We start from the raw sequence: 24,417 nt of genomic DNA, 5'->3' as shown, positions 1-24,417 counted from the left end.
AGTTGTTGTTGACCGACGAGCCGGGTTTCTGGGAGACGGCCGGATATCACGACTACGGTGACCCGTGGCGCGAGCAGCGGTACCAGGGCGACTGAGATGGCGACGTGGCGCCTCGCCCACCTGGTCGAACACCGGGAGGAAACCTCCACCGCCAGCACCCTGGTGCTGAAGGTGGACGACTGGCCCGGACACGTACCCGGTCAGCACGTCGACGTGCGCCTGACCGCCGCCGACGGCTACCAGGCGGAACGTTCCTACTCGATCTCGTCTGCCCCGGACCGGAACCTGATCGAGCTGACCGTACAGCGGGTGCCCGACGGTGAGGTCTCGCCGTACCTGATCGATGTTTTCGCCGTCGGCGACCCGGTGGAGATCCGCGGACCGGTCGGTGGCTGGTTCGTCTGGCGTGACACGGACACCGCGCCGGTCCTGCTGGTCGCCGGTGGCTCCGGCATCGCGCCACTGATGGCGATGGTACGAGCGCGACGAGCCATCGGCAGCCGGGTCCCGTTCCGCCTGATCTACTCGGTACGGACCGAGCATGACGTCTACTTCGCCGACGAACTGCGCCGACGGGTCCGCGACGACCAGGGGCTGGACGTCAGTTACGTCTACACCCGGCAGGCGCCCGACGGCTGGCCGGGATCGCCCCATCGACTCGGTGTCGCCGACGTCAACAACCACGGCTGGCCACCGGACCTCGAACCGCAGTGTTTCGTCTGCGGCCCGACCGGGCTGGTGGAGGCCGTCGCCGACATCCTCGTGGCCGTCGGTCACGACGCCCAGCGGGTCAAGACCGAGAGGTTCGGCCCAACCGGAGGTTGAGATGACCGACCAGCAGCAGTACGTCGACGGGAACATGCTCGCCGGCCCGATGCGGGAGATCTTCGCCGTCGACCTCACCGCCGCCATGCAACGGTGCGCCAACTGCGGCTCGACCAAACCACTCGCCACGGTGCGGGTCTACTCGCACGCACCCGGCCTGGTCGGCCGCTGCCCGAGCTGCGAAGAGGTGGTGATGCGACTGGTACGCACACCGACGAGCGCCTGGCTGGACCTGCGCGGGGCGGTCTACCTGCAGGTGCCGATGCCACCTCCCACCCTGTGACGGCGCGCTGTCACGGGGAATTGTCGACAAGCTCGATCCCGGCCACCAGAGCGACCTGACGGTATGCGTCGGCCAGTCCGGCGAGGGTGGCGTGGGCGTTCAGCCCGCTCGGATTCGGCACCACCCAGAGCTGCGCCCCACCGATCTCGTACGGCTGGCGGCCGACCAGCGCCTTCGGACGTTCGAACGCGATCCGGTACGCGGTGATGCCGAGCACCGCCACCACCCTCGGACCGATCCGGGCGACCCGCTCCGCCAACGCCCGAGCCCCCGAGGTCAGCTCCTGCACACTGAGTTCGTCCGCCCGAGCCGTTGCCGCCGCGACCAGGCTGGTGATACCGATCCCCCGCGCACTCAGGTGCTCCCGGTCGTCCGGTAGGAATCCGGCGGAGGCGTCGATGAGCCGGTCCACGATCCCGGCCCGGAACAGCGCCGGATAGAACCGGTTGCCCCGCCTGCCGAAATGGGCCTGTACCGCAACCGTACGCAGGCCGGGATTGACGCCGACGAAGAGCAGCCGCACCCCCGGCTCGACGAGGTCCGGCAGCGTCCCGCCCCGGAAAGCCGCCAACTCGGCGCGGCTGAATCTCACCACCAACACTCTAGGATATTCATCCCTAACCGGACATCGCGGGGACACCCGGGATCGGGAATCGGTGCCGGCAGGTGGGACAACCCGGGACCGCCCACCGTCGACCGCCGGCACTACGTACCGTGACATCCATGGCGATTGGTGAGGCCCGAGTTGGCCTGTCCGGGCAGGTGACGACCGAGGCCGATCTCGGGCTGGACGAATGGCGGGGGCTGCCGCGTGCCCATACGCCACCCTGGCCGGACAGCGCCGCCGTGGACGACGCCACCAAGACGCTGACCAGCGTCGCGCCGATCGTCGCCCCACACGAGGTCGACGACCTGCACGCCCAGCTCGCACGGGTGTGCGCGGGCGAGGCTTTCCTGCTCCAGGGTGGTGACTGCGCCGAGACGTTCGCCGACAACACCGAAAGCCACCTGCTGGCGAACGCGCGGACGATGCTGCAGATGGCGGTGGTGCTGACGTACGGGGCCTCGCTCCCGGTCGTCAAGGTAGCCAGGGTCGCCGGTCAGTACACCAAGCCCCGCTCGGCGGACACGGACTCCCTCGGGCTCCCCGTCTACCGCGGCGACATGATCAACTCCCTGGAACCCAGCGCGGAAGCCAGGGTCGCCGACCCGTACCGGATGATCCGCGCGTACGCCAACTCCGCCGCCTCGATGAACATGCTCCGCGCCCACCTCGGCGGTGGACTCGCCGACCTGCACTCGGTCCACGAGTGGAACAAGACCTTCGTCCGCCACTCCCCCGCCGGCCAGCGCTACGAAGCCATCGCCCGGGAGATCGACCGGGCGATGGCGTTCGTCAGGGCGTGCGGGATAGGCAGCGACCGGACCCTGCGGACCACCACCCTGTACGCCTCCCACGAAACCCTCGCGCTGGAGTACGACCGGGCACTGACCCGCATCGTCGGGACCACGGCGTACGCGCTGTCCGGGCACATGCTCTGGGTGGGCGAGCGCACCAAGCAACTCGACGGCGCGCACGTCGACTTCGTCTCCCGCATCGCCAACCCGATCGGTGTCAAGATCAGCGCGGCGAACAGCCCGGAGCAGGTCGTGGCCCTGTGTGAACGACTCAACCCCGACAACCGGCCGGGACGGCTCACCCTCGTCGCCCGGATGAGCAACCACCACGTACGGGACGCGCTCCCCCCGATCGTGCAGGCGGTCACCGCCGCCGGACACCGGGTCGTCTGGCAGTGCGACCCCATGCACGGCAACACCCACGAGTCGTCCAACGGCTACAAGACCCGCCACTTCGACCGCATCATGGACGAGGTCCTCGGCTACTTCGAGGTGCACCGCCGCCTGGGCACCCATCCCGGCGGCCTGCACATCGAGTTCACCGGGGAGAACGTCACCGAATGCCTCGGTGGTGCCCAGGACCTGAACGACGCCGACCTGGCGGGGCGGTACGAGACCGCGTGCGACCCACGGCTGAACACTCAGCAGTCGCTGGAGTTGGCGCTGGCCGTCGCGGAGATGCTGCGCGGCTGAGAACGCCGCCCGCCTCGACCGCTGCCGCATCCGGCCGCGTTACGGTCACCGGTCGCGAAGGATCCGGAATCCGAGGTCGTCGTTGCGTACGAAGCACTGGCCGCGTCCCCGGTAGGCGGCCCGAGCCCGCAGTTGGTGGTGGCGCCACGACCCGCCGCGACAGACGCGTACCGCGCCGGGGTCGTCGGGTCCGGGCCGCCCGTGCGGATGCGGGTACGGGGTCGCCGGGCTGGCGGTCCACTCGAAGACGTTGCCCGACAGGTCGTCACAGCCCGCAACGGATCGGCCCTGCGGGAAGACCCCGACCGGTGTGGTCGTCCGCACGTGCGACTCGAAGGCGTTCCCGGCCCACGGATCGAACGAGTCCCCGTACGGGAAGACCTGCGCGTCGGAACTCGCCGCCGCCTCCCACTCGTACTCGGAGGGTAGGCGGATGGTCGTTCCCGTGACGTGGGAAAGCCAGGCGCAGTACGCCTCCGCCTCGTAGACGCTGACCCCGACCACCGGCTGACCGCCCTGGTTGAGCCGACTGTCCTCCCAGTACGCCGGCGCCCTGGGAGGTTCGGATCCGTAGATCGCGGTCAGCGCCTCGACGATCTCGACGTCGGACATGGCGGTGAGTTTGACCATGCTGACGGCCTGTTGCAGGGTCGCGGCACCCGTACGGAGCATGTTGACCGGCAGTTGGGGCCGACGACGGAGGTTGTCGCGCTTCTTGACCCACTCCGCGGCGATGAGGGCGGTGAGCCCGTCGCCCCGACGCCAACGACGGGCCGCCTCGGTCCGCCACCAACGGTCGTCCAGGTAGCCGCCGGCCGCGATGAAGCAGCCGTACTCGGCGTTGGTGACGGGAGTACGGGCGAGTTCGAAACGGGGCAGGGAAACCTCGTGCACCGGGCGTTCCAGCGGATACGGGCTGTCCTGCGTACCGATGCGCCAGACCCGTGCCGGGATGGTCACGAACACGGGCAGCAGCGCGATGCCGCCGTCGTGGTCGATCCGGGTCAGCCTGGGGTCGCCGAGCGCGGTGAGGGCGTGAGCCGTCTCGATCCGGGCCCGCAGGTCCTGCTCCGGGTCTTCGACCGCGGCGACGAGCACGTCCGCGACGTGCCGCTTGAGTGCCGGCGTGGCGGCGACATCGCCGGCGGCGGCACACCGGCCGGCGAGCGCGGGATTGACCGCGAGGATCGTACGGATGTAAGCGTCGGGGTCGCGGGTGAGCGCCGCGGCCATGGTCGCGGTCTCCTCCCAACCCGTGGTGGGCAGCGGCGGTAGCGGCTCCCCGGGAGCCAGTTCCGCGATCGCCTCCGGCAGCGAGGGACGCACCTGGTCGCGCCGGGTCGGTACCGCCACCAGGCCCGGTTGGAGTCCCTGGGCCAGTTGGCGAGCGGCGAAGAACTCCTGCAGAAGCTGGTGGAAGAACCGGATCGACTGGTCGCGTTCGTCGAGGATGCCGGTGTCGAGGCCGACCCGCAGGGACGACTCGGCCAGTCGGGCCAGCCCGTTGAGCAGGTCGACGGCCGTGTCGTAGTCGACCACCACCACACCCTTGTCCGCCCCGCTCTTGGCCCGCTGCATCTGGTACGCCAACCGGGTGAGGGCGGGAATGAGCTGACCCCGCTCCGGTAGCCAGTGCGGATCGCCACCGTGTTCGCGCAGTTGCCGCTGCTCCCGGTCGGTGAGCATCGCCGGATCGGTGAGGCGCTGGTTGCCGGCGAGTATCTCCCGGCGGAGCAGTTCGCGGACCATGCTCTGGAAGGCGTCGGCGCGGCCGACGGGCACGGTGCCGACCGCGCGGACCTGGCCGACGAGCAGGCGCAGCATGTACGGGGTGCGGTAGAACGACAGGATCCGCTGGTCCCGGGTGAGGACGCCGGTCACCAGGGCGGCGTGCTCGGGCAGGTTGACCCGGACGTACTCGATGACCTGGGCGGGGCTCATCGGTTCGAGGCGGATGTGCGGCACCCCGACGTCCTTGCTGGAGAGCATGGCCCCGTAGTCGAGGGTGCGGCAACTGAAGACGGCACGGTTGCCGGGGACGTCGCGGATGTGCTCGTAGAGGAAGGCCCGCCAGGCCGCAACCCGGCGGCGCAGGTCGGCCTGGTCGGTGTGCGCGAGTTCGTTGAGCCCGTCGAGCAGCAGCAACAGGCGCCCGCCGGCCAGGTGCTCGCGTAGCGGTGGCAGGTGCGGGTTGCGGGTCGTCCACCGTTGCTCCAGCCACTGCAGGGGCGGGGGTGGTGCGTCGTCGCTGCCGTAGCCGTACTCGGCCAGGGACACACCGAACGGGATCACCGGGTCACTCGGGTCCACCAGCCCGTCGCGGGCGATGTCCATCTCCAGCCGGCGCAGCAGCGTGGTCTTGCCCGCGCCCGGAGCGCCGAGCAGCACGTACGCGAAGGACTCGGCATCGGTGATCAGCTCGCGCAGGTCGGTGCTCTCCCTGGTGCTGGGAGCGGTCGCCCACCGGTCCGCGATGTTGGTGCCCTCGTCGTACACCAGGGTCAACCGGATGAACCGCCGATCGAGCTGGTGGGCGGGTCCGCACCAACGGGCGTACCGGGTGAGGAGGTATTCCCGTACGGAACGCGCCAGGTGCTGGTTGATCTCCTGGAGTTGCTGGTCGCTGAGGGCGACCGGACGTTGCGGGTGTCGCACCGCCTGTTCGAGTGCGACCAGCGCGCCGGGCAGGGACCGGGTCGGCGCGAAGGGCGTGGTGACCACGGGCGCGACATCGTCGGTCGGCCACGTGTAGGTGCCACGCAACTGGCCGACGAGTTCGTCGAGCCGGTCGTGCCACGGTGGTCCGAGCGGATCGGACCAGTCGAGTCGTTGGAACGGCAGGAGTTGGTAGTGCGGCTCGCAGTCGTCGAGGCGGATCAGGTGGAGGGGCTTGTGGTGCTGGTAGAAGTAGAACCACTCGTTGAACACCTCGACCGCGGCGACCGCCCGGTGCGTGAGCAGGACGATCATCCGATCCGCGGCGGCGAGGGCCCGCTGGATGGTGACCGGCCACCGATCGCTGGGCCGGATCTGCTCGGTGTCCAACCAGACGTCGAACCCCTGGGCGATGAGGTCGGCGCGCAGCCGCAACGCGACGGACGCGGACTCCCGCTGGTACGAGACGAAGATGTTGTTGCCCGGCGGTGCCACGTTTTCTTCCCCCTCGGACGCGCGGCGAACCCTCCTGGAGCGGGGCGTTCGACTCAGCCGCGCCCGAGCGTGAACCCGGCGTCGGCGGTCAGGATCGTCCCGGTGACGTACGGCGCCTCGGCGAGGTACACGTACGCTGCGGCGATCTGGTCCGGGTCGATGAACTTCCGCAGCGGGATGTTCTCCAGCCAGGTCCGCTTCATCGTCTCGTCGACGCGATCGAGATAGGAGGTCGCGACGAACCCGGGCGCGACGGCGTTGACCCGGATCCCGGGGGCCAACTCCTTGGCCAGCGTACGGGTGAAGTTGTTCAACGCCGCCTTGGCCGCGGAGTAGGCCATCACGCCCTCGCGTCCGTTGGCGTCGAAGCCGCGGATCGACGACGTGTTGATGATCGCGCCACCACCCCGACCGATCATGCTCTTGGCCGCGCGGAGGGAACAGAGGACCGCGGACATGAGATTGACGTTGAGCATCTGGGTCCAGTGCTCCTGGGTCGATTCGAGAATCGGGACGGCGTCGGTACGCCCGGCGTTGTTGACCAGGACATCCACCGGACCGTAGAGCTGTTCGGTGGTCGCGAACAGGCGTTCCACCTCGGCGCGATCGGTCACGTCGGCCTGGATGAAGCTGGCGGCCCCGCCACGATCACGAATCTCCCGAGCGGCGGTCTCGCCGGTCGCCGTGTCCGAACGGGAATTCAGCACCACGGTGGCGCCCCGGCTGGCGAACGCATCCGCCACCGACCTGCCGATTCCCCGGGACGACCCGGTCACCACGGCTATCTTTCCGGCGAGCGCCACGCCATTCCTCCAGGTCCGGCAAACATGCGTGTGACTTATAGTAATCGACGGGTGACGGGTTTTTGATCCCCGCGGGCCGACATCGTATTGATCGTCACCAGAACACCCGCCACGATCACCAGGGCGGCCCCGAGCACCGTTGCGGGGGTCAGCTCCTCGGCCAGGAACACGGCACCGGCGACCAACGCGGACACCGGTTCGAGGTAGAGCAGCGTGCCGGAGGTGGTCGCCGACAGCGACCGCAGACCCCAGAGATAAACGAGCTGCGCGGCGGCGCTGTACACCACCCCCAGGACACCGAGCAGGAACAGGTCCCCGGCGGTCAACGCGACCGGATCGAGCAGCGCGGCCGGCGCGAGCAGGACACCGACCAGACCGAGCTGGATCGCGGTCACCGTGAGCGGCGGGGTTCCGGCGAGCGCACGCTTGCTGGCCAGGATCGACCCGGCGTACGCCAGCGCGGAGAATCCGATCAGCGTCGCCCCGGACCAGCCGCCGGTCTGCTGTGGCCGGAGGATGAGCACGCTGCCCGCGAGTGCGATACCCAGTGCGACCACCTGCCGGGTGGTGACCCGCTCACCGAGTGCCGGGCGGGCGGCTGCGGCGATGACGAGCGGGGCGAGGTAGATCCCGAGCAGGACGGTGCCGATCGGAATCCGTTGCAGCGCCAGGATGAACGTCCACCAGTGCACGGCCAGCAGCACCCCGGAGACCGTCAACGCCGGCCACCCCGCCGGCCGTCTCCACGACGCCCGGCCGAACGGCGTCAGCAGCCAGGCCGCCAGGGCGAGGGCACCGATCGACGCCCGGGCGCAGGCGATCTGGGCGGCGGTGAGGTCCAGGTATCGGACCAGTACCCCGCTCGTGCCCCAGAGCGTCGCGACGGTCACGGTGCCGGCCACCGGGGCGAGTCCGTACCACCGCCCGATCGGGCTCATGCCGACACGAGGTCCACCGGGTCGCGCTGGTCGCGGACCACCAGGCACAACTTGCGGACAAAACCGGTGACATCCGTACGGTGATAGGTCTGTCGACCGAAGCACACGCCCGCCGCACCGGCCGACATCGCCCCGTACGCGTTGTCGAGCGCCTGCCGGACGGACGTGCGCGGGCCTCCGGCGATGACCACCGGTACGCCCAGCGACACCTCCACCACGGTCGCGAAGCTCTCCGGGTCGCCGGTGTACTGCGTCTTGACGATGTCGGCGCCGAGTTCGACGGCGATCCGGACGGCGTGCCGGACGAGCCGCGCGTAGCCGTCCCGGTTGGTGGCCTTGAGTTCCAGGTAGTTGTCGTCCGTGCCGTCGCGGTGCACCCGGCGCGGATACATGATCGCCAGCAACGGCATGTTCCACTGCTGGCAGGCGTCGCTGACGGCGCCCAGCGTGCCGAGCATCTCCCCCTCGCGCCCGTCGGTGACGTTGACGTGTACGGCCACACCGTCGCAGCCGGCGCGAACCGCCGCCTCCACCGACCCGACCACCGTTTTCCTGGTGTGCGAGGAAAGCACCGTGCTGGCGGTCAGGTTGAGGACGAACGGCACGAACAGCCCGCGTGCCGAACAGCGGTCATGCAGGGCACGGAACCCCATTATCGCGTTGGCACCACCGTCGGCCACCTCGCGCGCTCGGACGACCGTGTCGACGAGGCCACCGTACGGACCGCTGATCAGTGCGTCGTCGAACGGCACCAGCACCGAACGTCGGTCAGGAATGAGTCGGGACAATCGGATCAGTCTGCCGGCACTGGTCACCCGTCCTCCTCTCGACGGCGTCACGATGGAAAAGTGTATAGTGATCGTCATCACTGGACATCCATATTTCGAGAGACGCGATGATCCCCGATCAAGGACGCACCGACTGGGTACGCCGGCTTCAGGACGGCACCCTGCCAGCGGAAATCGACCCGCTCACCGAACTACGTACCCTTGCCGCCGACCTTGATCCGGCGGACAGTTTGGCGGTCTTCGCGAATGTTGACGTACCGGAAATCGACGTCACGGGCGACGAGTCGTGACCGTCAGCGGACCACGGTCGCCTGCAGGTAGTTCCGGCGCCCGAAACGGGGCTCGTCGAGCAACGTCAGATCGTCGACCACGAACCGGTACAACCCCGCTCGTCCCTCGCCGCGCAGGAAGGTCTGCTGCACGTCCGTGGTAGGGGCGAAGTCGGTGAACCGCCGCCGGTAGATCGACAGGGCGGTGGACCGGTGCTCGGGCCGCACCTCGGCGGCCGAGCCGTGCAGTTGCACCCCGCGCAGCTGCTCGCCGTAGACCGGCGGCTCGACGAACACCGCGCCCGAGATCCGGTCATCGGTGGCCAGCCCACCCGTGTGCCGGGTGGTCCGTTCGCCGACGAAGTAGAGCGTCAGGTCGTCGGCGGCGAAGAACACCGGACTGGCGTGCGGGCCCCGTGGGCCGGCCGTGGCGAGCGTGATGAGTCGAGCCTCCGCCAGAATCTCCTCGACGGCGACACGGACGTCGGTCGCCGACACGGCACCCCCGGCGATTTCCAGGTCGTAGCTCACTGCGCCCCCATTCCGGTCAACAGGATTCCTTACCCGCGGCCGCACCCGACAGCCTATGTCAAAGACGGCCGACATCCACCCGACGAAAAGGCTCCGCGATCACGCCCGACGGACCGAATCGTCGGCGGGCGTCCATTTCCGTAGCCTCGGTCATAGCCGTCCCGCAGGGCCAGTGGTGAGATCGCAACAAATGGTCGCGCCGCTTCAGTCACTTACGGTGGTGAGTTTCCGTAGCGGCATTACTGGCGTGGACGCAGGCCCCTGGCTCCGGCAGATCGGTCTTCCAGGGTGCCGCGCACCCCGGAAGACACGCCCTTCTGCCATCCGTACGGCCAGCGGATCGTTGAACGTACGGCGCGTGCCGAAGCCGAGCACCAGGAACTCGGCCCGGCTGCCGCAGGACCGGGCTGTGGTGGATGAGCCGAACCATATCGGAAGCTGGAAAACGAGGTAGTGACATGCGCGCGGTAGTGCTGAAGGAGTTCGGCGGCCCGCTGACCCTCGAGGAGATCGAGAAGCCGGTGCCGGGTCCCGGACAGGTGCTGGTCCGGGTCGCGGCGAGCGGTGTCAATCCGCTGGATACCAAGATCCGCGCGGGAAAGGCCGCGCACGCGCGGGTCCGTCCACCGGCGGTACTCGGGATGGACCTGGCCGGAGTCGTGGCGGAGGTCGGCCCGAGGGTCACCGACCTGGCGCCCGGCGACGAGGTGTACGGACTGACCGGCGGCGTCGGTGATCTCCAGGGATCGCTCGCCCAGTACGCCGCCGTCGATGCCCGGTTACTCGCCCGCAAACCGGAGTCGCTGGGTCCGCGTGAGGCGGCGGCCCTGCCGCTTGCCGTCATCACCGCCTGGGAGGCGCTGGTGGACCGGGCACGGGTGACCGCCGGCCACCAGGTGCTCGTACACGGGGGCGCCGGTGGTGTGGGACAGGTCGCCATCCAGATCGCCCGGGCCCGGGGCGCCCGGGTCTTCGCCACCGGATCACCCCGAAGCCTGGCGACGATCGCACGTCTCGGGGCGACGCCGATCGACTACACCACCACACCGGTCGAGGACTACGTCGCCGAACACACCGACGGCGAGGGCTTCGACGTCGTCTTCGACACCATCGGCGGCGCCACCCTCGATCTGTCCTTCACCGCCGTCCGCACCTACACCGGGCACGTCGTCAGCGCGCTGGGCTGGGGTACCCACAGCCTCGCTCCGCTGTCGTTCCGTGGTGCCACCTACTCCGGGGTCTTCACCCTGATGCCGATGCTGACCGGTCAGGGACGCGAGCACCACGGGGAGATCCTGCGCGAGGCCAGCGCCCTGGCCGACACGCAGGCGCTGCGACCGCTCCTCGATCCCCGACGGTTCACCCTGTCCACCGTCGACGACGCCCACGCCATCGTGGAGAACGGCACCGGTAACGGCAAGATCGTCATCGACGTCGACTGACAGAGATGATGTTCGCGAGCACCTCCGCCGGGGGCTGACCCATCGACTGACTGACTTCGGGTCCTTAACCGGATTTGTCGTCCCCGGTCGGGAGGTGCTCGTGCACTCACCGGACGTGGCGTTGTGACTTCATAGGAGCCTGGCCAGAGGCCCCATCTCTGTCTTGTCCGCGTTGCCCGGCTGGTGCGTGCCGCCCTGCCCCAGTCACGAACGACAGGACGACGATGCCTCCTATTACACCTGACGAAGCCGCGATCGAGATCGTCGGTGGAGTCGACACCCACCAGGACAGCCACACCGCGGCGGTGATCGACCTGACGGGAGGAACCGTCGGGCCCGCTCAGCACCGCCACCGTGGTCGACGTACCGAAGTCGACGCCCAGGCGAAAACCGTCCACGATCACCCGACCCACCCTAGGGACGACGAGCCAGTCCACCCAGCGGCGGTCTCAACGGTGGCCCGGGTAGAGCGCGCGGTCGCCGAGTTCCTCTTCGATGCGGATGAGCTGGTTGTATTTCGCCGTGCGGTCCGAGCGGGACAGCGACCCTGTCTTGATCTGACCGCAGCCCACGCCCACCGCCAAGTCCGCGATCGTGGTGTCCTCGGTTTCGCCGGAGCGGTGCGACATCACCACCCGGTAGCCTGCCTTGTGGGCGGCGTCCACCGTCGCCAGGGTCTCGGTGAGCGTGCCGATCTGGTTGACCTTGACCAGGATCGCGTTGGCGTAACCGCCTTCGATGCCGTCGCGCAGCCGGTTGACGTCAGTGCAGAAGACGTCGTCGCCGACCAGTTGGACCCGCTCACCGGCCAGGGCCGTGAGCCGCTTCCAGCCGGCAAAGTCGTCCTCGGCCATCGGGTCCTCGATCGAGCTGATCGGGTACCGGGAGACCAGGTCGAGAAGGTAGTCGACGTGCTCTTCCACGGTGCGGTCGCGGCCCTCGCCCACGTAGCGGTAGACGCCGTCGCGGAAGAACTCCGAGCTGGCCGGGTCGAGGCAGATCGTGATGTCCCTGCCGGGCTCGTAACCGGTGTCCTCGATCGCGCGCAGCACGAACCGCAGCGCCTCCTCGGCGGTCGCGAAGTTCGGCGCGAAGCCGCCCTCGTCGCCGACGTTGGTGCTGTGCCCGGCCGCCGCCAGGGATCGGCGCAGGGTGTGGAACACCTCGGACCCCATCCGTACGGCCTCGAAGAAGCTCGGCGCGCCGACCGGGGCGATCATGAACTCCTGGAAGTCGAGCGGGTTGTCGGCGTGCGCGCCGCCGTTGACGATGTTCATCATCGGCACCGGTAGCAGGCGGGCACCGACCCCGCCCACGTAGCGGTGGAGCGGTTGGCGGTGGGCGAGCGCCGCGGCCTTTACCGTGGCGAGGGACACACCCAGGATCGCGTTCGCGCCGAGGCGGCCCTTGTCCTTCGTGCCGTCCAGCTCGATCATCGTTCCGTCTACCAGCGCCTGGTCCTCCGCGTCGAGGCCGAGCACCGCCTCGGCGATCTCGCCGGTGACCGCGGCGACGGCCTTGCTGACGCCTTTGCCGTGAAAGCGCGTGGGGTCGCTGTCGCGCAGTTCGACCGCCTCGTTCGCCCCGGTCGACGCGCCGGACGGCACGGCGGCCCGGCCGGTCGAGCCGTCCGCGAGGACCACGTCGACCTCGACGGTCGGGTTGCCGCGGCTGTCGAGGACCTGCCGGCCGACCACTCGGCTGATAGCCGTCATCACGTACTCCCTGCTCTCGTGGTGTCTGTGGGGTCAGACTGGCAGAGAACGGCGGTCGTGCCACCGCGACGATGAACACCTTGACCCGTACCCTGGGGTGCGGGTTTAGGGTGGCCGGATGCGGGTGGGTGAGCTGGCACGCCGGACCGGGACGACCGTGCGTGCCCTGCGGTATTACGAGTCGGCTGGGCTGGTCGTGCCGCGGCGGCTCGGCAACGGCTACCGCGAGTACGACCCGATCGCGGTACGTCTGGTCGCACAGATCCGCGAGCTGATGGCGCTGGGCCTCAGCGTCGAGGAGACCCGCCCGTTCGTCGAGTCGATCGCCGACGGATCCGACGACGCCGATGTGTGCGCGGCGGCGCTGGCGACGTACCGGAGCACCGTCGCCGCCCTACAGGAACGCATCGGGAAGTTGACCGCCCAGCGCGGCGCCCTCGACGCGCGCCTCGACGCGGCCGCGAGCCAGCTGGTGACCGGTGTCCCTGCCGTCGGCGCAGACCCCGCAGACCTGGTCGGCAAGCCGTTACCGCCGCTCGGCTTCTACGCCACCGACGGGCGGCCGGTCGATCTCGGCGCGCTCGGTCCCGGCCGCAGCGTCATCTTCGTCTACCCGCTCACCGGCCGACCGGGCGTCGACCTGCCCAACGGACTGCTGGAGATCCACGGCGCGCGTGGCAGTACCGAACAGGCCACCTGGCTCCGCGACCACCACGCGGAGATCCTCACCGCCGGGGCGGCACGCGTCTACGGGTTGTCCGCGCAGTCGACCGGCTATCAGCGCGAGCTCGTGCACCGGCTGCGGCTGCCGTACCCACTGATACCCGACCCGCGGCTGACCCTGGCCGCCGCACTCGGACTGCCCACCTTCACGGCCGGCGACATGACACTCTACGAACGGCTGACCCTGATCGTCACCGACGACGTGGTGGAACACGTTTTCCACCCGATCCCGGAGCCCGCGTCACACGCACTGGACCTCATGCGATGGCTCACCAAACGACGCCAGACCACCCGATAGTCCGCCCGACGCCCAGTGAGTGAACGAAACGCCCTGGTGGGATGGTTGGTCCACAGCCAGGGCGTTTCGCTTCGGGGCGGCTGTCTGTCAGGTGCCGCCGACCACCACGACCGCGTCCGTTGCTGCCTCGACGCGGTGGATCGGCACGAACCACGAGGCGTTCACTGAATTGCCGCAGGCGTGGCTGCCCACTGCCACGAGATCGGTCGTGTCCGAGGTGCCCGTGTTCCATCGGGTAACGGGGGCCCCGGAATCACCACCGAGGGTGGCACCGTCGTTGGGGTGCCCGGTGTCGGTGTCGATGACGACCATCTGCTCGCCGCCGCAGGTACCGCTGGTTGACGTCACCAGGCCGTAGACCAGTCCGCCGTTGGAGCCGGAGACATAAACCGCCGAACCGACAGCGGGCCAGGTGGTGTTCTTCCCGGAAACCGGGTTTGCGGTCGTGGCGTCCCTGCCACCGAACCACGAGTAACGGCTGAAGTATCGATCGCCGATCGGAGCCAGCATCGCGACGTCGGTGCCGGAGGATTCGTAGTTCGAGCTGACACGGACAGCGTTGCCACCCGGGTGCCAGAACTGCGTTCCGTTGGCGCCACAGTGGCCAGCGGTGGTCACCCAGTTGCTGTTGGTCCCACCCCGGGTCATCCGGAAGCCGGTGGTGCAGTACGCGTTCGCAGTGGCCGGGCTGCCCGTGCTGCCCGCCCAGATCGCCAGGCCGCCGTAGTAGGGAGCCGTATCCGACCGGCGGCTCTGATCAGCCGGGCCGGTCGGCGAGACGACGACCCGCGGGGTGATTCCCGTGGCCTTCGCCGCCGCCGCGGTGAGCGCTTCCGCCGCACCAGCAGCCTCGATGACGATGCGGTCGGCGAGTTCGTCGAGACGCACCTGGTGCACCATCGCGGCCTGCGGACCGGCCCAGCCGCGGTCGTCGTTCAGGCTCCTGGTCGCCTACTCCAAGCGGTGCAGCGAGATGGTGGTCGCCTCGTACCGCACCGGGACATCACCGGCCTGGGCACGCAAGGTGTTGCCTGTCGCTCGCAGCGCGGCACCGTCCTCGTTGTCCACGTACCTGACGACGAGTTGGCCGGTGGCCTCGTCGAAGTACGTGCTCCCCGCGCCCTCCGGGTGAGCGGCACCCATGGCCTTGAGGCGGTGGAACTGCCGGGTCATCGCCTCGGTGTCGACGGCCGCCGCGAAGCCGACGGTCGACATGTTCTCGGCTGCGGCGGTGGAGACTTGCGCCTGGACGGCTGACGTCGTGCCCGTGACCGCTACGAGTACGCAGCTCACGAACGCGATTCGTCTACGCATGAGACCTCCTGTTTCAAGAAGCGCCTGGACGTTACGAACGCCCGTACCTTCGCGTCGCGCGCTTGCAAACCGCTTGCACCCCGGCCCAATGCACTCACCTCCGTCGATGGAACAGGGCATAATGAACGAACGGATGCCAATCGGGGGGTAGCCGATGAAGTTCCAGATCCTGGGCAGCGTCGAGGCATGGGCAGGCAGGAAACAGATCAACCTCGGCTCACGCAAGCAGCGTCTCGTGCTCGCGGTGCTGCTACTGGAGGCCAACCGCCTGGTGTCGATGGACCGCCTGGTCGACCTCGTCTGGGAGCACAACGTGCCCGCTTCCGCGCGGGCCTCGATCCAGACGCTGGTATCGCGCCTGCGTGCGGCGTTTCGGCAGGCAGGCGCCGCTGGGCCGGAGATCGTCAATCAGGGAGCCGGGTACGTTGCCCACATCGACCCGCTGGCGATCGACGCGCACCGGTTCACCGGCCTGGTCGGCGCGGCAGGCGCCGCGGACGACGAGCGCGCCGTCGATCTGCTCGACGAGGCACTCGCCCTGTGGCACGGCGAGCCGCTCGCCGGCGTGGCATCCCCGGATGTCGCGGAGCGGTTGTGCAGCCATCTGCGTGAAGGTCGCTGGGTCGCGTTGGAGGACCGCATGGATGCCCATCTGCGGCTGGGCAGCGGCCGACGCCTGCTCGCCGAGCTCACCGGCCTCGTGGCCGAACATCCCCTCCGGCAACGGCTGGTGGGCCAACTCATGCTGGCCCTCTACCGCGATGGCCGCAGCTCCACGGCACTCGATGTCTATCGCACGCTGCGGACGCGGCTTGCCGGAGAGCTCGGCCTCGACCCGGCACCCGAGCTGGTGCAACTGGAGTCCGCGATCCTGCGTGCGGACGCGTCGCTGGACCCGGTCACCCGGATCGAGGAAGCGGCCGATCCCCGGCTGATCCCGACGGACGTGGGTGACCGGGCCGCCCTGCTCCGCTCGCTCCTGGCAGATGAAAGCGTCCTGCTGATGCTGAGTGGCACACGTGACATCGACCGGGTGACCGCAGTGATCCCGCGGGCGGGCGCGGCCTAGCCGAACAGGTTCATCGCGATCCCGTGGCTGAGCGCGTTCGTGCTCTGCAGACCGTCGATCTTCACCGGCTGGCCCGAGACGTGCGTGACGACGATCCGCATGATGAACAACCGGGTCCCGCAGGTCGGGTCGATCGTCACCCGTGGCAGGCTGAAGTAGGCGGCGTAGTGGTGGGCGTCGTCGCGGATCGTGTGCCGGGTCGTGGCGGTCGCCGTGTTGCGGCAGGTGTGCGCCGTCGGGTCGAGTTGGATCAGCTCCAGCCGGGCGTCGATGACCGCGTTGGTACCACGGGCCTTCTGGTACGGCGCGACGCTCGGCCGCTGGCACGAAGCCGTATTCAGGTAGCAGGTGGTGACGGTCATGTTGGCCAGCGCCTGCACCGCGGTCGCGCCCGGATCCGCGGCCCACTTGTAGACCGGCGTCCCGTCGTTGTAGAACACGTGCACGGTCGAGGCGCCGGCGCCGATGTAGCTGCATGTCGACGACGTGCCGGTGCTGTTGCAGACCGGGTTCTGCCACCAACGTGAGCCGACCTGGTCGGTGTCGCTCATCTCCAGCCAGGTGCTGCCGGGCACCGCCGTCAGATGGTACGAACTGCTGGCGCTGGACGCGGTGTAGCCGTACACACCACAGGTGTAGGTACCCGCGGCCGGCGCGGTGAACAGCAGATCGGCGTAGAGGGGCAGGTGCCCGTCTATCGCGTACGACGTGGTGTCGGATCCCTCGTGGTTGCGCGAGGTGACGCCCTGCACGCCAACCTGCGCGCCGCCGGAGTCGAGACAACGCACATGGTCGTTCATGGCGGCAATCGAGGTCATGCTGCTGGTGGCCTCGAACCGGCCCGTGACATGTCGGGACTCACCGGCGGCCAGCGTGACGGTGCGGCTGACGAGCAGAGTCATCACACCAGGGTTGACATCGCGCGCGCTGCCCAGCGTCACCCGGGTCACCGACCCCTGGTCGGCCTGCGCCACCGCGGGCCAGACGGACAGCAGCCCCGCGGCAACCGCGGTCACCATCGTGGCACGCAGAAATCGGCGCACAGCCCCTCCAAAGATGTTCACCTGCGGCAGCCATGGAAGGGTACCGATCCGCGTCCGTTCACGTGGACCCCGCGCAGTCCGTCGGTCGATGGGGAACGGGCGGCCCGATGTCCGGATCAGAGGTGCTCTCAGTGTTCTTATTCGTTATACCCCTTTTGTTCTACGTTCCGGATATTCTGGCCCTCGTGTGCCGGTCGGGCCAGGGCCGGTCAGCTCCTCGCCGCCCGGGCGACCAAGCGGAGGAAAAGCGGGATGACCAAACCCACGACGGCCACCGTCGACCGGGAGTACGGCGGATCCCCGGCGGACCGGACCGACCCGACGGCGTGGCCCGGGCCAGTCATCGTGGTCGACCTGACGGTGAACGGGGACGCACGGCGGGTCCTCGTCGACGTCCGCAGCACCCTGCTCGACCTCGTCCGCGAACAACTCGACCTGACCGGCTCGAAGAAGGGCTGCGACCACGGCCAGTGCGGTGCCTGCACGATGCGCGTCGGCGGCAGCACGGTCCTGTCCTGCCTCACCCTGGCGGTCGCCGTACGCGAGCCGGTCGAGACGATCGAGTCCCTCGCCGCACCGGACGGAACCCTGCACCCGATGCAGCAGGCGTTCATCGACCAGGACGCCTTCCAGTGCGGCTACTGCACACCCGGCCAGATCATGTCCGCCATCGCCTGCGTCGAGGACGGCAAAGCGGACTCCGACCACGAGATCCGGGACCACATGAGCGGCAACCTGTGCCGGTGCGGCGCGTACCCGCACATCGTCGCCGCCGTGCGGCAGGTCCGGGACGCGACATCGGCACCGGACAAGACGCCGGCCACCCACCGCACCGCGACCGGGCGGGGCTGAACGTTGCGCCCATTCGTGTACACCAGGGTCGACACCGCCGAGCAGGCCGTCGCCCGCGCCGCGGTGGTCGACGGTGCGCTCGGCCCGACCAACTCCCCGATCCAGTTCCTGGCCGGCGGCACCAACATCGTCGACTATCTCAAGCTGTCCTGCTGGACCGCCGACGAGCTGGTCGACATCAACGGGCTCCGGGACGTGCACGGCTCGGTCGAGGTGACCGCGGAGGGGATCCGGTTCGGCTCGCTCGTCCGCCTGCACCAGGCCGCCGACCACCCGGTGGTCGGCCGGGACTACCCGGTCATCGCCGAGACGTTGCAGCGGGCCGCCAGTCAGCAGATCCGCAACATGGCCACGCTCGGCGGCAACCTGCTGCAACGCACCCGGTGCACCTACTTCCGGGACGTCGACTACGACGAGTGCAACAAGCGCCGGCCCGGCTCGGGCTGCGCCGCGATCGGCGGGAAGAACCGGATGCACGCGGTGCTCGGGGTGAGCGACCGGTGCATCGCCAGTTATCCCGGTGACCTGGCCCAGGCACTCGTCGCGTTGGACACCCGGGTGGAGACCCTCGGCCGGGACGGCGTACGGACCTTCCCGCTGCGGGACCTGCACACGGGTGCGGACCGGCCGGAGGTCGAGACCATCCTCGCGCCGGGCGAACTGATCACCGCGCTGTTCGTACCGTCGGGTCCGCACACCCGGCGCTCGACGTACCTCAAGGTACGCGACCGGGAAAGCTACGAGTTCGCGGTCGCCAGCGCGGCGGTCGCGCTCGACCTCGCGGGCGACGGAACCGTCACCGACGTGCGGATCGCCCTCGGCGGACTGGCCTACCGGCCCTGGCGGGCGGACGCGGCGGAGGCGTTCCTGCGCGGCCGGGCGTTGACCACCGACAACGCGGCGCAGACCGGGCGCGTCGCCCTCGCCGGGGCCGTCACCCACGGCGACAACAACCACTCCCCCGAACTCGGCGCCCGCACGGTCGCCCGAGCCCTGATGCAGGCAGCGGAAATGCGGGTGTGACGTGACGGCCCCACCAGACGGCAGGCCCACCCGCATCGGCACGCCCACCTCGCGGGTGGACGGCTGGCTGCGAGTCACCGGCGCGGTCAGGTACGGCTCCGACTTCGCCGTCCCGCACCAGGCGTACGCCTACCTGCGGACCAGCGCGATCGCCCGGGGCCGGATCACCGGCATCGACGAGACCGAGGCACGGAGCCTGCCCGGAGTGCTGGAGATCCTCACCTACCGCAACGTGGGCGACGCGATCAAGCCCGGTCGGGACTTCCAGCGGCAGGGGGTGATGGACTCCACCATCGCCCCGCTCGCCTCCGACCAGGTGTGGTACGCCGGCCAGATCGTCGCGATGGTGATTGCCGAGTCGTTCGAGCAGGCCCGCGACGCCGCCGGCCGGCTCTGGATCGACTACACGGCGGAAACCCCGAAGTCCACCTTCACCGACGACGACTTCGTGGCCGCCGAACAACCGGGCGGGGACCAACGCTCGGGTACGGCCGACCCGGCCGAGACCGATGGCGTCGGTGACCCGGACCGTGCGCAGGCCGACGCCCCGGTGACCATCGACGCGTGGTACCGGACCCCGACCCAGCACCACAACCCGATCGAACTGTTCACCACCACCTGCACCTGGACCGGCGACAAGCTGACCGTCTGGGAGTCGTCCCGGAACGTGACCGGGTTCCGCAACGGGCTGGCCGAGCAACTGAGCATCGACCCCGCCGACCTACGCGTGCTCTCGCCCTACATCGGGGGCGCGTTCGGGTCCCGCGGCTTTCTCAACCAACGGACCGCGATCGTGGCGCTCGCCGCCCGGCGACTCAAACGCCCGGTCCGGCTGGCGGTCACCCGGGCGCAGGGGTTCACCACCACCACGTACCGGGCCGAGACCCGCCAGCACGTCCGGCTCGGCGCGGACCGCGAAGGTCGACTGCTGGCCCTGAGCCACAAGGGCTGGGAGATCAGCAGCCGGGCGGACAACTTCAAGGTCGCCGGTACGGAGTCCTCGACCCGTCTGTACCACTGCCCGAACGTGGGCTCCGCGGTCACCGTCGTGCACGCCGACCGCAACACACCGGGGTTCATGCGTTGCCCGCCCGAGGTGCCGTACCTGTTCGCGATCGAGTCCGCGATGGACGAGCTGAGCTACGCCCTCGGCATGGACCCGGTCGAACTGCGCCGGATCAACGACACCATGGTCGAGCCGGTCAACGGCCGCCGCTACACCTCCCGGAACCTGGTCGCGTGCCTCGACGCCGCCTCCGACGCCTTCGGCTGGGCCGACCGCGACACGCGACCGGCCAGCATGGTCGACGGGGACTGGCAGGTCGGGTACGGCTGCGCCGGCCTGTCACTCATCACACTCGCCGGACCGGCCAGCGCGCGGATCACGGTGTCGTCGCAGGGCTGGGTGCGGGTGCAGACCGGCGGACACGACGTCGGCGGCGGCCTCGGCACGGCGATCGCGATCATCGTCGCGGACCTGCTGGAGGTGCCGCTGGACCGGATCACCGTCGACCTCGGCGACAGTGACCTGCCGCCGGCTTCGATCGCCGGCGGCTCGATGTCCACCGCGAGTGTGTGCAGCGCGGTGGCGAAGGCGTGCGAACAGATCCGGGCCCGCCGGGCCGAGCGGGCAGGCAGTGACGGCGACGGCGCCGTCGAGGAGTACGCGGAGTTCCTGCCCCACGGGGCGCCGCACAACGGGATGCAGTTGCTGTACCAGGGCCGTCGCGTGGCGACCGGTGGTTACCTGATGCCGGACCGGGCCGAGTGCTCGTTCGGAGCCGTTTTCGTGGAGGCGCGCGTCCACCGGCAGACCCGCGAACTGCGCCTGCCCCGGATCGTCGGCGCGTACGCGGCCGGACGGATCATCAACCCGAAGGCAGCCGAGAGTCAACTGATGGGTGCACAGATTTTCGGGGCCGCCATGGCCCTGTACGAGGCGACCGACATCGACGACCGGTACGCCCGCTACACGAACACCAACCTCGCCGACTACCACATCCCGGTGAACGCCGACGTCATCCACCATCAGGCGATCATCATCCCGGAGACCGACGACTCGCTCAACGAACTCGGCGTCAAGGGCATCGGCGAACTCGCCACCAGCGGCGTGAACGCCGCCATCGCCAACGCCGTGCACCACGCCACCGGAATCCGGATCAGGGAACTGCCGATCCGGCTCGAGAAACTGCTCCCCACACACGCCTGACTGCGAGGACGCGGAGGTCATTTCAGTGGCAGTGGGGTGGTAGCTGTGGGCGCGACTCCAAGCTTGACTGGTTTCGGTGCCTTCGAGCGGACTCGTCCGCCCGCTCCAACGACCCGAACACGTCCCCGCCGAAAGCAGTCAGGTCATCCCGAAGGCGGCGTACCTCGACCTTGTTCGCAGCGGTGTCAACGAGGCTGATTCACCTATCCCCACACCCTAACCAAAACGGTGAGAAAGCACTGTCAGGCGGCTGCGGTAATGCGATCCGTGTTGAGGGGACGGGGCACGGCCGCTCGACCTCGGCGGTGCCCCGGGTCAGCCTGCGCTATGACGGACGCTACGCCCACGGGATCGAGTTGTGCCCGTCCGGTGGATTCGCCGGCGGAAGTGGGGGGCGCCTGGGCATCAGACCCCGGCTTCGCCATTATCGAGATGTTCACCTCGCAGGGGTGCTCGAGTTGTCCTCCCGCGGAGGAGGTGCTGAGCGAGATCGAACGCGATGCCCGGGAGCGGGGACAGCGTGTCTTCGCGCTCGGATTCCACGTGGACTACTGGGATTACCTCGGCTGGGCCGACCCGTTCGCCGACGAGGCGTACACCGCCCGGCAGCAGGCATACGCGCGTGCCTTCGGCGCCGGGCAGGTGTACACCCCATCCGGCGCGCCGGTGAAACGCGGTCGAGGTTCGTGTTCACCCGGCGCTGAGCGTTGTCCCCGGGACAGAAACGCAGGCCACCATCCGGCCCGACAGGGTCACGATCATCGATGACGTCTACAACGCCAGCCCCGACGCGATAAGCGCACGGTCTGCTGACCCGTGTCGCCCGGTGGCGTCTCGTGTGCCCGGACTGTGCCCGAAATAGGGATCAAGAGCCGGGTGTCGGCTGCGATTCCGTTCAGGGACGACGCCCCACGCGGTGTCGTCACCGATGTAGTAGCTGTCCACCGTCGACCTGCTCGATGACCCGTCGGACCACGTCGGCGTCAGCCGCGCGGTACAACTTCGGCGCCGCCGCACGAGGCTAGGGCGACGACGGGTGGCGGTGTAGGCGTCGAAGGGTCAGCGCCAACTGCAGGCGCAACCGGCCCTGCGGCTCCCGCACACTCCAGCCAAGCAGGTGCTCCGCGTGCCCGACACGGTCCTGCAGCGTCGAATGATGCAGGCGCAACACCGTCGCCGCCGCACGCAAGCTGACGGTCGACGCCACCGCATGCAGCGTGGTCAGAACCCAGGACGCCCCGCCCGCCGCATGTTCCAGCGCCCGCACGTCCGGCACCCCAGCCGGCTCGGGTACGGAAGCGAGCACAACCAGCCCACCCAACTCCTCGAAGTGCACCAACGTCTCGCCGGGATCCTCGTCGGTGCCTTCGGCCGCGAAGCGCAACGCCGTCCGGGCCGCCCGGTGGGACTCGGGCAGGTCGAGCAGCGGCACCGCCGGACCGATTCCGGCCCGAGCCCGAGTGGTGGGTGGCGGTGTGCCGGCCGCCGCCAGCCGGGACTCCCCCGAGGCCAGAGCCACCGCGTACGCCCTACCATCGGCGGGCAGGCCCAGCCAGCGGGCCGCCTGCAGGCGTACGTCGGCGGGCGCGGACGCTTCCACGACCAGCTCGACCGCCGCCGGGTCGGCGGCGGCCGGGGCCCGGCCGCGGGTACGGTCCAGCACAGCACCGGCGGCGCCCGCCGCCCGCTCCAGCACCATCGCGTCCACCGGACCGGGCGCCCCCGAGCGTTCCAGCCGCAGCATCGCCGTGCCGACCGGCTGGCCGGGCCAGCTCCCGTCCGGTGGGCCCGGCAGCGGGGCGGCGATCCCGTCCGGCAGCATCCGGATGTGCACCCGGCGGGCGTCGTCGTCCAGCCGGGCCGGGCAACCGGCCAGCACGGCCGCCCCACGAACGATGCTCTGCAGCCCGGCGCGCCCCTCTACCAAGCCATCGAAGTAGGCGATGACCTGCAGCGCGGCACCCGCGTCCGCGTCCAGCGCGGCGAGCCGGACAGCCAGGTCTCTCATCAGCTCAGGCTATGCGTTGAACAGCCGGTTCAGCCAAGCAACGCGGGCTCGCTTCGCGTCCTGGGAGATCTGCGCAGTTGGCACCGTCACGTCGAAACCGTGGAAGGCGCCCGGCCAGACGTGCAGTTCGGCCCGCCCACCGGCCTGCCAGATCCGGCTCGCGTACGCCACGTCCTCGTCCCGGAAGGTTTCGGCACTGCCCACCTCGATGAAGGCGGCCGGCAGCCCGGAGAGGTCCTCGGCACGCGCCGGTGCGGCGTACGGCGAGACGTCCGGCCCGCCCGCTGCGTCGCCGAGCAGCGCCCCCCAGCCCGTCTGGTTGGCGGTGTGGTCCCATACCCCCACGCCGGCCATCTGCTGCGTCGACGGGGTGTTGTTGTGGTCGTCCAACATCGGGTAGAGCAGCATCTGCCCGAGCAGCGCCGGGCCGCCCCGATCGCGGGCCATCAGGGCGACCGCCGCGGCCAGTCCACCACCCGCGCTTCCCCCGGCGACGATCAGCCGGTCCGGATCGAAACCGAGGTCGCCAGCGTGCTCAGCGGTCCAGAGCAGCCCGGCGTAACAGTCGTGGACCGGACCGGGGTGCTGGGTCTCCGGAGCGAGCCGGTATTCGACCGACACCACGACGAGATTGAACTCCTCCGCCCAGTCGAGCAACATCTCTCGCACACCGGAGCGGTTGTCACCGAAAATCATGCCGCCGCCGTGGATGTGGTACAGGCATCCCAGGGTGCCGGTGGGGGCGGTGGGCCGGCAGATCAGCAGCGATATGTCCGGATCCCCGTCCAGGCCGGGTACGACCCGCTCCTCGATCTCGAACCGGCCGTCACGCCGCAGTTCCTCGTCGGTGGCCCGTGGCCCGGCGCCGAGTTCGCGCAGGGCCGGAATCATGTCCGGCGTCACCGCAGGCGGGAGGAAATCGGCCATGGCCGCGAGTGCGGCGCCGAGCTCCGGGTCGAACGGCGGCGGGGGAGCCTTGAAGGTAATCATGCGTTGCCTCCGAATGGACAGCGATCACGGGCGTAACCGCTGCTACCAGCATG

The 24,417-nt window shown here is 69.5% G+C and carries 23 protein-coding genes and 1 pseudogene; 12 read left to right on the top strand and 12 right to left on the bottom strand.

What is annotated here, in order from left to right; all coding sequences use genetic code 11:
• From ACWEFB_RS19215 to ACWEFB_RS19205, 3 genes and pseudogenes are all read left to right on the top strand, one after another.
• Nucleotides 1–95: pseudogene (locus ACWEFB_RS19215) on the top strand (molybdopterin-dependent oxidoreductase); the annotation flags it as partial.
• A 1-nt stretch (nucleotide 96) separates the two neighbouring features.
• Nucleotides 97–825 carry a ferredoxin reductase gene (locus tag ACWEFB_RS19210; protein WP_452287130.1) on the top strand — a complete coding sequence of 243 codons (729 nt, stop codon included), beginning with the start codon at nucleotides 97–99 and terminating at the stop codon, nucleotides 823–825.
• Nucleotide 826: 1 nt separating this feature from the next.
• Nucleotides 827–1,108, top strand: a complete 282-nt coding sequence (locus tag ACWEFB_RS19205) for a DUF6510 family protein (RefSeq protein ID WP_326557043.1) — start codon at nucleotides 827–829, stop codon at nucleotides 1,106–1,108.
• A 10-nt stretch (nucleotides 1,109–1,118) separates the two neighbouring features.
• Here the strand turns inward: ACWEFB_RS19205 and ACWEFB_RS19200 are convergent, their stop codons facing one another.
• Entirely contained in the window at nucleotides 1,119–1,700 is a 582-nt protein-coding gene (locus ACWEFB_RS19200; RefSeq protein ID WP_452287128.1) for a mismatch-specific DNA-glycosylase, read from the bottom strand.
• Nucleotides 1,701–1,831: 131 nt separating this feature from the next.
• Here ACWEFB_RS19200 and ACWEFB_RS19195 point away from each other — a divergent pair, with 131 nt between their 5' ends.
• Nucleotides 1,832–3,199 carry a class II 3-deoxy-7-phosphoheptulonate synthase gene (locus tag ACWEFB_RS19195; RefSeq protein WP_452287126.1) on the top strand — a complete coding sequence of 456 codons (1,368 nt, stop codon included), beginning with the start codon at nucleotides 1,832–1,834 and terminating at the stop codon, nucleotides 3,197–3,199.
• A gap of 45 nt (nucleotides 3,200–3,244) precedes the next feature.
• Here ACWEFB_RS19195 and ACWEFB_RS19190 read toward each other — a convergent pair whose 3' ends face one another.
• From ACWEFB_RS19190 to ACWEFB_RS19175, 4 genes are read right to left on the bottom strand one after another with little or no spacing between them, the layout of a single operon-like run.
• Nucleotides 3,245–6,349, bottom strand: coding sequence for an SUMF1/EgtB/PvdO family nonheme iron enzyme (locus ACWEFB_RS19190; protein WP_452287124.1), 3,105 nt, complete (start codon nucleotides 6,347–6,349; stop codon nucleotides 3,245–3,247).
• Between the two features lie 53 nt (nucleotides 6,350–6,402).
• The gene (locus ACWEFB_RS19185) at nucleotides 6,403–7,152 is read right to left on the bottom strand and encodes an SDR family NAD(P)-dependent oxidoreductase (RefSeq protein ID WP_326557040.1); all 750 of its coding nucleotides are present in this window, start codon (nucleotides 7,150–7,152) and stop codon (nucleotides 6,403–6,405) included.
• Nucleotides 7,153–7,187: 35 nt separating this feature from the next.
• Nucleotides 7,188–8,090, bottom strand: a complete 903-nt coding sequence (locus ACWEFB_RS19180; protein WP_452287121.1) for a DMT family transporter — start codon at nucleotides 8,088–8,090, stop codon at nucleotides 7,188–7,190.
• Nucleotides 8,087–8,905 carry a hypothetical protein gene (locus ACWEFB_RS19175; protein WP_452287119.1) on the bottom strand — a complete coding sequence of 273 codons (819 nt, stop codon included), beginning with the start codon at nucleotides 8,903–8,905 and terminating at the stop codon, nucleotides 8,087–8,089. Before ACWEFB_RS19175 ends, ACWEFB_RS19180 begins: the two co-directional genes overlap by 4 nt.
• An 80-nt stretch (nucleotides 8,906–8,985) precedes the next feature.
• On the opposite strand from ACWEFB_RS19175, the gene ACWEFB_RS19170 reads away from it, so the two are divergent.
• Nucleotides 8,986–9,168: a hypothetical protein gene (locus tag ACWEFB_RS19170; RefSeq protein WP_326557037.1), complete on the top strand. Its 183-nt coding sequence runs from the start codon at nucleotides 8,986–8,988 to the stop codon at nucleotides 9,166–9,168.
• Nucleotides 9,169–9,171: 3 nt separating this feature from the next.
• On the opposite strand, the gene ACWEFB_RS19165 is transcribed toward ACWEFB_RS19170, so the two are convergent.
• The gene (locus tag ACWEFB_RS19165) at nucleotides 9,172–9,678 is read right to left on the bottom strand and encodes a pyridoxamine 5'-phosphate oxidase family protein (protein ID WP_452287117.1); all 507 of its coding nucleotides are present in this window, start codon (nucleotides 9,676–9,678) and stop codon (nucleotides 9,172–9,174) included.
• 458 nt (nucleotides 9,679–10,136) lie between these two features.
• On the opposite strand from ACWEFB_RS19165, the gene ACWEFB_RS19160 reads away from it, so the two are divergent.
• Nucleotides 10,137–11,120 (top strand): zinc-dependent alcohol dehydrogenase family protein, encoded by a 984-nt coding sequence (locus ACWEFB_RS19160; RefSeq protein ID WP_452287115.1) that lies wholly within the window; start codon nucleotides 10,137–10,139, stop codon nucleotides 11,118–11,120.
• Between the two features lie 449 nt (nucleotides 11,121–11,569).
• Here the strand turns inward: ACWEFB_RS19160 and eno are convergent, their stop codons facing one another.
• Complete coding sequence (gene eno / locus ACWEFB_RS19155) at nucleotides 11,570–12,835, bottom strand: phosphopyruvate hydratase (protein WP_452287113.1); 1,266 nt, start codon at nucleotides 12,833–12,835, stop codon at nucleotides 11,570–11,572.
• A gap of 118 nt (nucleotides 12,836–12,953) precedes the next feature.
• Between eno and ACWEFB_RS19150 the strand changes: the two genes are divergently transcribed.
• Nucleotides 12,954–13,856 (top strand): MerR family transcriptional regulator, encoded by a 903-nt coding sequence (locus ACWEFB_RS19150; RefSeq protein ID WP_452287111.1) that lies wholly within the window; start codon nucleotides 12,954–12,956, stop codon nucleotides 13,854–13,856.
• A gap of 87 nt (nucleotides 13,857–13,943) precedes the next feature.
• Here the strand turns inward: ACWEFB_RS19150 and ACWEFB_RS19145 are convergent, their stop codons facing one another.
• Together ACWEFB_RS19145 and ACWEFB_RS19140 are read right to left on the bottom strand one after the other, a co-directional pair.
• A complete protein-coding gene (locus ACWEFB_RS19145) occupies nucleotides 13,944–14,744 on the bottom strand; it encodes a hypothetical protein (RefSeq protein WP_452287109.1) in 801 nt (266 codons plus the stop codon).
• 63 nt (nucleotides 14,745–14,807) lie between these two features.
• Entirely contained in the window at nucleotides 14,808–15,170 is a 363-nt protein-coding gene (locus ACWEFB_RS19140) for a hypothetical protein (RefSeq protein WP_452287108.1), read from the bottom strand.
• Between the two features lie 154 nt (nucleotides 15,171–15,324).
• Here ACWEFB_RS19140 and ACWEFB_RS19135 point away from each other — a divergent pair, with 154 nt between their 5' ends.
• Nucleotides 15,325–16,239, top strand: coding sequence for an AfsR/SARP family transcriptional regulator (locus tag ACWEFB_RS19135; protein ID WP_452287106.1), 915 nt, complete (start codon nucleotides 15,325–15,327; stop codon nucleotides 16,237–16,239).
• Here ACWEFB_RS19135 and ACWEFB_RS19130 read toward each other — a convergent pair.
• Entirely contained in the window at nucleotides 16,236–17,282 is a 1,047-nt protein-coding gene (locus tag ACWEFB_RS19130) for a hypothetical protein (protein ID WP_452287104.1), read from the bottom strand. The two genes, ACWEFB_RS19135 and ACWEFB_RS19130, sit on opposite strands and share 4 nt — an antisense overlap.
• Nucleotides 17,283–17,534: 252 nt before the next feature.
• On the opposite strand from ACWEFB_RS19130, the gene ACWEFB_RS19125 reads away from it, so the two are divergent.
• From ACWEFB_RS19125 to ACWEFB_RS19110, 4 genes are all read left to right on the top strand, one after another.
• Nucleotides 17,535–18,134, top strand: a complete 600-nt coding sequence (locus ACWEFB_RS19125) for a (2Fe-2S)-binding protein (protein ID WP_452287102.1) — start codon at nucleotides 17,535–17,537, stop codon at nucleotides 18,132–18,134.
• Between the two features lie 15 nt (nucleotides 18,135–18,149).
• Nucleotides 18,150–19,157 carry an FAD binding domain-containing protein gene (locus tag ACWEFB_RS19120; RefSeq protein WP_452287100.1) on the top strand — a complete coding sequence of 336 codons (1,008 nt, stop codon included), beginning with the start codon at nucleotides 18,150–18,152 and terminating at the stop codon, nucleotides 19,155–19,157.
• A 1-nt stretch (nucleotide 19,158) separates the two neighbouring features.
• Entirely contained in the window at nucleotides 19,159–21,366 is a 2,208-nt protein-coding gene (locus ACWEFB_RS19115; RefSeq protein ID WP_452287098.1) for a xanthine dehydrogenase family protein molybdopterin-binding subunit, read from the top strand.
• 258 nt (nucleotides 21,367–21,624) lie between these two features.
• Nucleotides 21,625–22,134, top strand: a complete 510-nt coding sequence (locus tag ACWEFB_RS19110; protein WP_452287143.1) for a DUF1223 domain-containing protein — start codon at nucleotides 21,625–21,627, stop codon at nucleotides 22,132–22,134.
• A gap of 253 nt (nucleotides 22,135–22,387) precedes the next feature.
• Here the strand turns inward: ACWEFB_RS19110 and ACWEFB_RS19105 are convergent, their stop codons facing one another.
• Nucleotides 22,388–23,374, bottom strand: coding sequence for a helix-turn-helix domain-containing protein (locus ACWEFB_RS19105; RefSeq protein WP_452287096.1), 987 nt, complete (start codon nucleotides 23,372–23,374; stop codon nucleotides 22,388–22,390).
• A 9-nt stretch (nucleotides 23,375–23,383) separates the two neighbouring features.
• A complete protein-coding gene (locus ACWEFB_RS19100) occupies nucleotides 23,384–24,364 on the bottom strand; it encodes an alpha/beta hydrolase (RefSeq protein WP_452287094.1) in 981 nt (326 codons plus the stop codon).
• Nucleotides 24,365–24,417 lie beyond the last annotated feature (53 nt).

The sequence above is a fragment of the Micromonospora sp. NPDC004704 genome, assembly GCF_053601675.1.
This window is presented reverse-complemented; position numbering and strand designations above follow the sequence as displayed.